Source organism: Thalassolituus sp. UBA6592, assembly GCF_002433655.1.
Classification (GTDB): Bacteria; Pseudomonadota; Gammaproteobacteria; order Pseudomonadales; family Oceanobacteraceae; genus Venatoribacter.
Genome location: NZ_DJIO01000030.1, coordinates 1 through 11,146 on the forward strand (window position 1 = coordinate 1; position 11,146 = coordinate 11,146).

At 51.4% G+C, this 11,146-nt stretch carries 11 protein-coding genes; 2 read left to right on the forward strand and 9 right to left on the reverse strand.

Annotation, left to right across the window (positions count from 1 at the left end; genetic code table 11):
* Positions 1 to 144, forward strand: a 144-nt coding sequence (locus B2Z72_RS02770) for an ATP-binding protein (RefSeq protein WP_297004102.1), incomplete at its 5' end; no start/stop codon positions are given.
* A gap of 2 nt (positions 145 to 146) precedes the next feature.
* Positions 147 to 1,577, forward strand: a complete 1,431-nt coding sequence (gene ntrC / locus B2Z72_RS02775; RefSeq protein WP_297004098.1) for a nitrogen regulation protein NR(I) — start codon at positions 147 to 149, stop codon at positions 1,575 to 1,577.
* Between the two features lie 61 nt (positions 1,578 to 1,638).
* On the opposite strand, the gene B2Z72_RS02780 is transcribed toward ntrC, so the two are convergent.
* The 9 genes from B2Z72_RS02780 to B2Z72_RS02820 form a co-directional block, all read right to left on the reverse strand.
* Entirely contained in the window at positions 1,639 to 5,397 is a 3,759-nt protein-coding gene (locus B2Z72_RS02780) for a DUF6701 domain-containing protein (RefSeq protein WP_296982138.1), read from the reverse strand.
* Between the two features lies 1 nt (position 5,398).
* Entirely contained in the window at positions 5,399 to 5,770 is a 372-nt protein-coding gene (locus tag B2Z72_RS02785; protein WP_296982137.1) for a hypothetical protein, read from the reverse strand.
* A gap of 28 nt (positions 5,771 to 5,798) precedes the next feature.
* Complete coding sequence (locus tag B2Z72_RS02790; RefSeq protein ID WP_296982135.1) at positions 5,799 to 6,593, reverse strand: hypothetical protein; 795 nt, start codon at positions 6,591 to 6,593, stop codon at positions 5,799 to 5,801.
* The gene (locus B2Z72_RS02795; RefSeq protein ID WP_296982127.1) at positions 6,593 to 7,090 is read right to left on the reverse strand and encodes a type IV pilus modification PilV family protein; all 498 of its coding nucleotides are present in this window, start codon (positions 7,088 to 7,090) and stop codon (positions 6,593 to 6,595) included. The genes B2Z72_RS02790 and B2Z72_RS02795 overlap by 1 nt, the downstream gene beginning before the upstream one ends.
* A gap of 54 nt (positions 7,091 to 7,144) precedes the next feature.
* A complete protein-coding gene (locus B2Z72_RS02800; RefSeq protein WP_296982125.1) occupies positions 7,145 to 7,609 on the reverse strand; it encodes a type II secretion system protein in 465 nt (154 codons plus the stop codon).
* A 12-nt stretch (positions 7,610 to 7,621) separates the two neighbouring features.
* Positions 7,622 to 8,095 (reverse strand): type IV pilin protein, encoded by a 474-nt coding sequence (locus B2Z72_RS02805; RefSeq protein ID WP_296982124.1) that lies wholly within the window; start codon positions 8,093 to 8,095, stop codon positions 7,622 to 7,624.
* 18 nt (positions 8,096 to 8,113) lie between these two features.
* Complete coding sequence (locus tag B2Z72_RS02810; protein WP_296982122.1) at positions 8,114 to 8,623, reverse strand: hypothetical protein; 510 nt, start codon at positions 8,621 to 8,623, stop codon at positions 8,114 to 8,116.
* Between the two features lie 245 nt (positions 8,624 to 8,868).
* A complete protein-coding gene (locus tag B2Z72_RS02815) occupies positions 8,869 to 10,107 on the reverse strand; it encodes a type II secretion system F family protein (RefSeq protein WP_296982121.1) in 1,239 nt (412 codons plus the stop codon).
* Positions 10,104 to 11,146 (reverse strand): GspE/PulE family protein (locus B2Z72_RS02820; protein ID WP_297004100.1); only part of this gene is annotated, 1,043 nt, incomplete at its 5' end. The genes B2Z72_RS02820 and B2Z72_RS02815, both read right to left, overlap by 4 nt.

Sequence of the window (11,146 nt, forward strand, 5' to 3'; positions counted from 1 at the left end):
TATCCCATGGTCAGTGGCCGCGCCGAAGGTACAGGTCTGGGTCTGTCTATTTCGCAGTCCATTATCAATCAGAAGAACGGCATTATCGAATTCACCAGTGACCCTGGTAAAACCACTTTTTCAATTTATTTACCGCTGGAATAATTATGAGCACAGTCTGGATTATTGATGACGACAAATCCATTCGCTGGGTGCTGGAGAAAGCCCTTGAACAGGCGAATATCCGCACACGCGTTTTTGAACAGGCGGAGCCGGCTCTGTCTGCCCTTAAGCGTGAACACCCGGATGCCATTATTTCCGACATCCGCATGCCAGGTATGGATGGTCTGACTCTGTTGCGTCACGCCCATGAATCCCATCCGGATCTGCCGGTCATTATTATGACAGCGCACTCCGATCTGGAAAGCGCGGTATCCTCTTATCAACAGGGTGCTTTCGAGTATCTGCCAAAGCCATTCGACGTTGATGAGGCGGTTAATTTAATTCAGCGTGCCATTGCGCATTTTGAAGAGCTGAACGCAGCCGCTCCGGAAAGTGTCGAATCCGAAGAAGAACACGAAATCATTGGTGAAGCACCGGCCATGCAGGAAGTTTTCCGTGCCATCGGTCGTCTGTCGCAATCCAATATTACGGTGCTGATTAATGGTGAATCCGGTACCGGTAAAGAACTGGTTGCCCACGCCCTGCATAAACACAGCCCGCGTTCTGCAGAACCTTTTATCGCCCTGAATATGGCGGCTATTCCAAAAGATCTGATTGAATCAGAACTGTTTGGTCATGAAAAAGGCTCCTTTACCGGCGCCGGTGGCCAGCGCCGTGGCCGTTTTGAACAGGCCAATGGCGGAACATTATTCCTTGATGAAATCGGTGACATGCCAGCCGATACCCAGACCCGTTTGCTGCGTGTGCTGGCGGATGGCGAATTTTACCGCGTGGGTGGTACCACACCGGTTAAAGTGAACGTGCGCATTATCGCGGCGACGCACCAGAATCTGGAAACCCTGGTAAAAGAAGGTCGTTTCCGTGAGGATTTATTCCATCGTCTGAATGTTATCCGTATTCATCTGCCACGTCTGGCCGACCGCCGTGAAGATATTCCAAAACTGCTGACACACTTCCTCAAACGTGCCGCAGAAGAACTGGAAGTTGAAGTCAAAACGCTGCGTCCGGAAACAGAAGAATATTTAAGCTCTCTGGACTGGCCAGGTAACGTGCGTCAGCTGGAAAACACCTGCCGTTGGATCACTGTTATGGCATCCGGCCGTGAAGTTCTGGTCAGTGATCTGCCACCGGAACTGCTCGATCAACAGGGCAGTACTCACACATCCGGCAACTGGGAACAGACTCTGCGTTACTGGGCTGATCAGCAATTATCCGCCGGTGTTACCAACCTGCTGGATAACGCAGTGCCGGTGTTTGAACGCATTATGATTGAAACGGCTCTGAAACATACTGCCGGACGTCGTCGTGATGCCGCCAACCTGCTCGGCTGGGGGCGCAATACGCTGACACGTAAAATCAAAGAACTGAATATGGATGGCCCGGGCGGGGATGACGATGACGAAGGTGATGAATAATCACTTTTTCATCCGCTAATCCGCTAACGACCGCTTAATACGTCACGGGGATTCTGTGCAATCAGAATCCCCGGATTTCCCGCCAGTAAATCACCCTGTCATTGCCCCGATAAATACCAAAGCTTGCTGTGCTCTGCGGGTTTTCATAACTGCCATCCAGATCAAAATCATCCTGCAGCCAGACGGGTACGTCGTAAGTCAGGTCCACTTCGCCATTGCCAATACCTCCCGGAACATCAGCAGGGGCCATCAGCAAAATGGCACCGATACCGCTACCGTTGCTTAATTGCCCCGCATGACCTGCAACCGTTGTCACATTGGCGGATGACAGGGTCACATCTGAGGCGGCATCGTATTGCCAGCAACTATCCGCTGTATTCAACACAAACCTGTTACCATCAAAATATTCATTGCGGATATTTACCGGAAGATCCAGTGTTTCCGGACCGTAAGCATTTTCCAGCCAGAGCCGCCCGTAGCGCACATCAAAGTCTGCCAATGGCTGGAAAGTGAGGGCAGAAATTAATGCAGCGCCATCACTGTCCGTTGCCGCATTAAGAGAAAAAGGAATATCCGGGGAGAACGGCGCAATTTTATTTTCTGCTGTTTTATCGTAAGAAAAGGCATCGCCGGGATTAAGGTCATACAACATAATACCTGGCGCAGAAACAGTTAGTGCACCGCTGTTTAAATCCGCATTAAACGCCAACGGACTGCTGTTAATATCAAGCGCAGAATTATCCACCGCCGCGGCAAGAACACTGACATCGGCAGCGATCAGTTTCTGATAGCCAGGTAACGTATAATTCTGAGTAGTAACACCCGCTGCGTTCTGTGCTGTCAGCTGTAATCGCGGTGCAGTCAGCCAGTCAAATGCCTGACCTGTGTAAACAAAATCCTGATCGCCATGGCACCATGCGTTAAGGGCACCTGGATTTACAGTACTGGCAGAAAAATGATGCGCATAAAACCGCCCGGTAGGCTGGCTTTCTCCGGCCGGTACCGTGTGACCAAAGTAGCTCGTGGATGGCATTACCCGAAAGCGGAAAACACCCACCTCTGATTCACTGACACTCACACTATTCACATTGTCTGCAGCACTACTATGGTTATAGCTTGCCGGTGTAACGCTGCCACTGTTGCCATCTGCCGGACTAACGATGGTGGTGGTTAAAGCAAGGCCGTCCTGCGCATAAGATGGTGTTGGTGAATTTCCCTGACACATGTCGCTGTCACCATCCCGCTGCCAACTGACGGCCTGAATGTTTAACGGGAAAATGCTTCCGGCGGCAACAAAAGCATCGCAGGTCGCATCCGCTTTGCTGCATTCACCGCTGCTCTGCACACAGAACCCGGCTGGAATACTGGCAAACTGACGGCTGCCGTCCAGCTGCAGCCCGGCATCATCGCCACTGCCAAGATAACGGGCATTTAATTGCATCAGGCCGGCATCGTAATAATTCAGATTAAATGTCGCTTTGCCTTCGCTGTCGAATGTTAACCGCCCAGCAGTAGCACCGGCCTCGCTCATGGCAATGTCACGCCCATTGATCAACAGCGGCAGGCTTGCTACCCGGCCACTGCCCGACGGATTGATGTAACTGCCCCACAGATAAACATCTTTGCGCACAGAAGCGAATGCCGGTACACACTGACGTGATGCATCATCTTTTTTTACGGCCTGCAATGTCGCCGTTATTCCTTTGCCTGCAGTGAAGTCTGCGGCATCCACAATAAAACCACTGTCGGCAAAAGACAGACTGCAGTCCGTTGATGCTGCACCACCATCTTTACGGCAAAGATTGGCGACATAGGGGGTACTTAGCGGTTGCGAGGAACGTACGGCAATATCCACTCTGCCACCATCGGTATTCCATAATTTTTCTGTTGTTTCACCACCGCGGAAACTGATGGTATCGCCACCTTCCCAGCCCGAAGGCGCCAGCGTCATCTGCACATTACCGTTGTACAGAGAACTGCAGCTTTCATTGGCACAGGCACGGATCAGCACATCCTGGGCTGAACAGCTGAGAGCATCGGAGGAATAAACAAACTCAAAATGGTGAACCGGCGTATTCATTGGTTCAATATAATTAGCGCACACCTGCAGATTATCGATGGCGTGGTTATTGGAATAGCTGCCGGTGGAGCCCGTCAAAGAAAATAACAGGTTGGCAGGAATCGCAGACTGACCACTGGCAGTACTGACATCCACGGGAGCGATCAATTGACGAAAGCCGGAACCGGTATCCCGCTGTACCGTCAGCACTGCCGATGAGCTGCTGCTGGCATCAATAGAAATACGATAGCGATAGCCTGGGTTTGCCCCCCACCATGACCAGCGATAGTCAATGGACGGACTGATATTATGCGCGCCGGTAATATAACGGTAGCCGGAATAATCCACCCCAGAGCCGCGCACCGCTACCGAGTTTGACCGAAATCCAGGCCCGCCTTCGCGGCCTTCTGAGGCAGACGAAAAGTTACCATATTCATCCAGCGCGATGCCCAGCCAGCCACCGGCGAACCCCGGTCCGGCATTGCCGTCGGTACGCTGAGCATAACCCAATGAACCACCATAACTGCCAGCCTGTGGCGTCACCGTGGCATCGGAAAATACCAGTGAAATACCGTCCGCTCCCTGCCCGCCCCAGGGCGACCAGGCGTAATGATCAAATTCTACAATGATCAGATTATTCTGCGCCGGAAACAGACGCTGTAATGTCGCCGCTGTAGATTGATTGGTGGAATCCTGCGTCAGCAACAGACGGTTGGACTGAATGGAAGGAGAATAACCACCACTGATGCGGGACACAGCCCAATTACTCCCCAATGAGGAACGACCGAAACTGTCACTGATACAGGTTAAGGGAGGCGTTGCCATACAGGCCGACGCCGGGCTGGATCTTGGTGTACAGGTACCGATAATAATGGACGACCCGTTGGCAATAATACTGCTCCAGTTGGGAGTCGTCAGATCGCCGTAGGCACGGGTATCGTTCAGAGTAATGGCGCCCGACTGAGTGGTTATAGTGACTTCGGCAGCCGAAGATCCTATGGTGCTGTTACTGATCTGCAGCGAGCTTGCTCCGGTAATGCTGCCCTCCGTCATAGTCACATTATTAAATTCAGCATAATTATTCGCGGCATAAAAATCGCCGGCGATCGTTGCACTACTGATATAAATCGAATTCGACAGAGAACGCACACCATCATAAAAATCAGTACCGTCCGCAGTAATAACACAACAGTTACTGGTTACCTGCCCACGTACTTCACCACCATTGAATGTCATGCCACCACTGGTTGCCGTCATACTGCCATCAACCTGTGAGTCCGTGAACGTTATGCCATTGGCAGCAGAAACATCGTCACGAACATAGCTGTTAACCAGCAACAGGGTCCCATAGCTGGTAATCCCACCATTAATATCTGCCTGATTAATCTCAATGGCTCCTGATGAGCTGGCAATATCACCACTGATTGTATTCGTGCCACGGATGATTACAGAGCCATAAGAAGATGTCAGATTAACCGGTTTGGCCGTACTGCCGACACTGTTGGAATTTAATTCAAAACCATTCCGAGCGCTTAACGTTGCTTCGGTTAATATTTCCCCAGGCGATGTGGAAACATCCAGAGTATCACCCGCATTCAGCGTAACCCGTCCGGCACAATTAAATGTTGACCCTGATTGCAACCAGATACCGCCACTGCAGGGAGGAAGATCCGCTACAGAACCGTTTTCAATGACATAATCCCGGGACCAGCAGTGAAGGCTGGTCAGGAGTAGCAAAAATAACAGCGCGTGACGTTTCATATCATTTCACCATCACTTCAACCTGACGCATAGCCTGATCAATACCAGAGCCACATTGACCAGTACTGCTCACAATATAATAGTTTTCACCACTGTCTGAGATGCTGCGGCAAGCGACTGAGACAGAACAATTATTCAGACCAGTAACAGCAAAGCTCTGAGTGTAATACGGTGACTGGCTGCAACTTCTGCCAGCACTGCCATCCGGAGGAATAAGAAGATTGAGTGCCAGTTGCGCACCAGATTCCGCGGCATAAAATGCGCGGTAGGAATTTGCCTGTAAAGATAACGACTGTGAACTGTTCTGCTGAATACCGGCCATGGCAGCAATAATTACCGCCAGTACGGTAATAACGAAAACAGCGACTGGCAAGCCGAAGCCGGATTGATGATATCGGGACTCAGGGAACATTACGGACCTGCACCTCCTGAGCAAGAGACAGCGTATTGCCAGTGGCATCTGCAATGGTAAAACTGACCGCTACCAAAGCATTGCGACGCTGACTGGACGGTGAATAAGAAAAAACCAGTGAAGATACCTGCAGACTGTTGGCAAGTACTTGCCTGCCGGTAGCGAAACTGCCAGGCAAAGCCGCAGTCAGTTGATTGACGTTATTTACAAAACCATACCCACGATACAAATACAGCCACTCACCGTCCTGACAGATGGCTTCCGGATCAGCACTGATAAAAAGCCGGTTTTGCGATGATGCACGATTAAATCGGTGGGGCTGAGAAAGACTGATAATCACCGGTGCAGTACCTGCCGGTAACGTCTCAATATTAACGGTCTGTGGCCCATTATTATTGTTCTTGTTGTACAGATTGCCAACCAGCGGGTAAATACTGATATAGCCACTGAATGATTCGGTCGCCGACAAAGGAACGGCTTTAATTTCGGAGACCTGGGCGTTGTTTTCCAGATCGATATAAGCGGTGGTTGCGACCAGAGGCATGTATTCAATACAACTGCCATCGTTGGTCACACGCAGACTGCCGGGCAAAGCGTAGCGGATACGTCGGGAAATCTGCTCGCTGATAATATCCGCCGTATCCGCCAGACGCTGACGTTCCCCCGTATCCAGCATACTGCGTGTTGTCTGACCAATAAATTTCACAGAAATGATCGCGATGATGCTGGCGATCATCAGCGTCATAACCATTTCAACCAGAGTAAATGCAGCGAACTTTGGCATCAGAAATTTCCCCGGTAAACAGAAAAATGACTGACCAGACCATCGGGGGCACGGATACTCAGAGCGATTCGTTTAGCGCCTCCGGGATTTACGCCAACTGAGTTATCACAACTGACACTGACACTGACGCTGAAGCCGTCATACTGAGCAGCAAGGTCAGCGTCGACAAACGCCGGCACTTCGTTATTAATGGCATCGTAGTCATCGACATCATCGTAGCCGGAGCGATTTTCACCATCGTTGGTGATGCGGCATCCTGTGAAGGTGGGCGTGCCTCCCACGCCGGTTGATTCATCAAACCGCACTGCCAGAATTTCATCCAGATAGAGCTGTGCCAGATCCAGTGTTTTAGTCTGCATCAACCCGTCTGCATTGCGCCCGGCCAGCAGGGAAAACGCTTTCAGTCCGGTGGTCAGCGCCAGACCAGTGATAACGATGGTGATGACCATCTCCACCAGGGTAAAAGCCTGTAATGAACGCCGGGGGAACATTTTCATGACCCGTTTCCTGGATAATGGGGTTTTGTCATAAAAGACAGTTTGCTGCATTAATTATGGCTGACAATTACCATCATGCGAGTAACCCGAAGAGGTAATGCACAGAATATGAGATTGATCGGCACTGACCACCCATGTCTGGTTTGTACCGGTGAAGCCATTACCGGCATAGCGCACATTGTGCGACGCTCCGTCAGCCAGCGCAGTGCCATCAATGGTCAGCGTCGTGCCGTTGCGCTGAATGGTCAGCGTGCTCAGTTCGGTAGTGCCCTGCAGCACCGCAAGGGTCCACTCCCCGGAAGTTTGAATGATACGAAGAAATACAGATTGTGTGGCGGCAGAATCCGCCAGTGCGCGTTTCTGCGCGACAGTGGCGATGGCAATCATCTGATCGCGGGCAGCAACAGCACTGAAACTGCTGGTACGGGTAAAAAGAGAGGATGCCGCGGCGCTGACCACACCGATCAGAATAATCACCATGATCAGTTCAATCAGAGTAAAGCCGCGGCTGTTTTGCATACTGAGCGGGGATTAACAGTCCGTTGAACTGACGGTAACCACAACAGACGGTGACGCGTTCGCTGCTGCTTCGGTATATACCACCTGACAGCCAGTTGGCGTTGATGCACCCGTGGCCCGGACAGTAACGGATCCTGCAGCCGGGGTATCAGCAACAACGGTGTAATCTGTTGAAGAAATCTGTGCTGCCAACAAAATACCCGCCGCGTTAGCTGTCGGATAATAATTGGCCATGGTTATCGCCTGCCCCTCAAGAGTGACAGAGCCCGCTGCCGCAGTATTTGCCGCAAGAGCCTGCGCATGAGCAATATTGGCTGCAGAACGGATAGAACCCGCCGCTGCCTGAATCGATGCCGCACGGGCCTCACCACCAAGGTCCGCAAAACGCGGCAGAGCAAAGGCGGACAAAATGCCCAGAATCACAATCACCATGATCAGTTCGATCAGAGTAAAACCGGATTGCATTGTGCGTGATGTGTTTTTCATATTTCCGACTCCTGCATACTATCGGATAAAGTAGTTAATCCGCCCGTCCTGCGGGCTGTATTCAATCTCTGCGCTTTGTATCCTGCTGTTCACTGAATCAAAGCTGAAGACACAAAGACCATTCCGTTCCTGCGCCTGCCAGCTGAGATCGCTCCAGCCAGTTATTGTCATCTCCGCCGGCTGCAGCAACGCCTGCCACAACCTGCGACAACGGGATGACGGGAGTACCTTCCCTTCACTGCCCACGGAGCCGGTATTCACAACCTCGTCCGGATTCAGTGCATCCGTTGGCCAACCACCTTCTGACATCAGCAGATTATTCTGACCAAAACCATGCAGAGGAATCGCCGTACCAGGCTTACCACGGACATACCATTGCTCCCTCGCAGCCAGTACAGCCCGCTGCAGTGAGGCGGCGGATGCCCGCACCTGAGCCAGATACGCCTGTTCCAGTACGACAGAAATATTACGTATCAACAACAGCACCAGGACTGTCAGCAAACACACCACCAGAGAAATCTTTAACAATGGATTTCCCGGTGTTCTGCGCACGGCATACATACGATCTCACCTCTGTTTTTAACTCTAGTTGAGGTGATTTGTTTTGCCCGCTTAATTACGAAATAAAACAAATAGTCATAAGAATGACGAACAACAGAATAGTCAGATTATCGGATAAATGCGGGGTGGACTGACGCAAAGCCAGACCGGCGGGCTGGCTATGCTCAAACAGACAATAAAATACGTAAAAAAGACAAATATATGTCGAAAAATCAGCGCCCGGACGACGATCCGGTGGCGACTGATCCCAGGTCCCAGATTGGCAGAAACACCCCAAGCGCCAGCACCAGAACCAGAACCGCCATAAAGACCAGCAGAACAGGTTCAATGGCATCCGCCAGCTGCTTCAGTTCGTAATCAATTTCGTCATCATAAAAATCCGCAACCTCATCCAGCAGCCGGTCGATGGCCCCGGTTTCCTCACCGACGGCCATCATCTGTAATACCAGTGGCGTAAATAAGCCGGTGGCAGCTGCGGTGTTGGTCAGCCGGTCACCGCGTTCAATGCCGCTGCGCATATCGCGTACTGCACGACTGATGTAGCGGTTACCGACGGATTCAGCCACGGTCTGCAGACTCTGCAGTACAGGCACACCAGCCGCCATCATCATGGCAAACGAACGGGCAAAGCGCCCCAGTGCTATACGCTCGAAAATACTGCCCAGAATGGGAATACGTAATTTCTGTTTATCCCACCACAGCGCTCCTTCACTGCTTCTGACATAAACTCTGGTCAATGCGCCCGCAATAAATAAGGCGACCAGCAAAGTAAATCCGTGCATCTGTACAAAATCTGAGACCGCGATCAGGATTCGCGTCGGCAGTGGTAGCTCCGCACCAAGACGGGCAAAGACACCACTGAATGCAGGTATCACAAATAAAGTAATCACCACCATGGCAGCACTCATGGCAATAATCACCATCAGTGGATACCGCATCGCCGCTTTCATACGCTTGCGCGTTTCACGCTCAGATTCAATATGAACAATCAGACGTTTCAGTGCCGAGTCCAGCTGACCTGTGTTTTCCCCGACCTGAAGCAGGCTGACATAAATCGGTGAAAATATTTTCGGGTGACGACGGAATGCAGAGGAAAGATCGCTGCCCGACACCAGACTTTCCGCTATTTTATCCAGACACTCACCCAGCACTTCAGATGTGGTTGATTCGGCAAGGCCCCGGATGGCACGCAGAATAGGAACGCCCGCTTTTGTCAGCGCATACAGTTGCCGGGTAAAAAGAATTAATTCTTCAGCGCTGACGTTTTTCTTACGCAAAAATCCGGTGGTCTTCTGGCGATTGTCGTTGCGCACCGTATTTTCTTCCAGCCGGGTAATAATCAACTGCTGTTGCTGTAATTGTTCAACGGCCGACTGATAAGACGGTGCACTGATATTCCCTTTAATCAGATCACCATCGGTATTACGCCCCTGATAGGTAAAATCGCTCATACATCAACACCTTCATCCAGTGTTGCCGAAACCCGGAATACCTCATCCAGAGATGTGATCCCTTCCCGGGCAAAATCCAGTGCGCGTAACGCCAGACTGCGGAAGCCTGGCTGCTGCAGCGCAGCATCGGCAAAATCCTGTTGCCGGTCAGTGCGCAATGCAGTGACCAGCTGTGGACTCATTTCCAATAATTCATAAACCCCGATCCGCCCCTGATAACCGGTATTGTGGCAGCGGTGACAGCCATTAGCCGCATGGAAGACCGCGGCTGAACTGCCCGCTTCAAGATTTTCCAGCCAGGCTTTTTCCTGACTGTCCGGCTCATGGGTACGGCGACAATGCACACACAGCTTTTTAATCAGCCGCTGTGCCATGACCGCACGCAGCGATGAGGCCACCAGATAGCGGTCGACCCCCATATCCAGTAAACGGGCAACAGTCGATACCGCATCATTGGTGTGCAGTGTGGATAACACCATGTGCCCTGTCATCGCAGCCCGCAAAGCGATTTCGGCGGTTTCATGATCACGCATCTCACCGATCAGAACGATGTCCGGGTCCTGACGCAGAGAGGCCCGTAATACGGTGGCAAAATCCAGCCCTACTTTATTGTTTACCTGCACCTGATTCACCCGGGGTAAACGGTATTCAATCGGATCTTCTGCGGTAATAATTTTCTTTTCCGGCTGATTCAGTAATGACAGTGCGGCATACAGACTGGTGGTTTTACCACTACCGGTTGGCCCGGTAACCAGCACCAGTCCGTGCGGACGATGGATCAGATATTCAAAGCGCGACTGCAGATCCTGCGGCATACCTAGCGCCTCAAGATGGAGTATCCCAGAGGTCTGATCAAGCAGACGCATCACCACAGATTCACCAAACTGCACTGGCATGGTAGACAATCGAACATCAATATTATGGTGCAGTACGCGGATATTAAAACGTCCATCCTGAGGCAGACGTTTTTCAGAAATATCCAGCCCCGACATGATTTTCAGACGCGATACCAGTGCGGAAGCCACGCGACGTTCTTTCA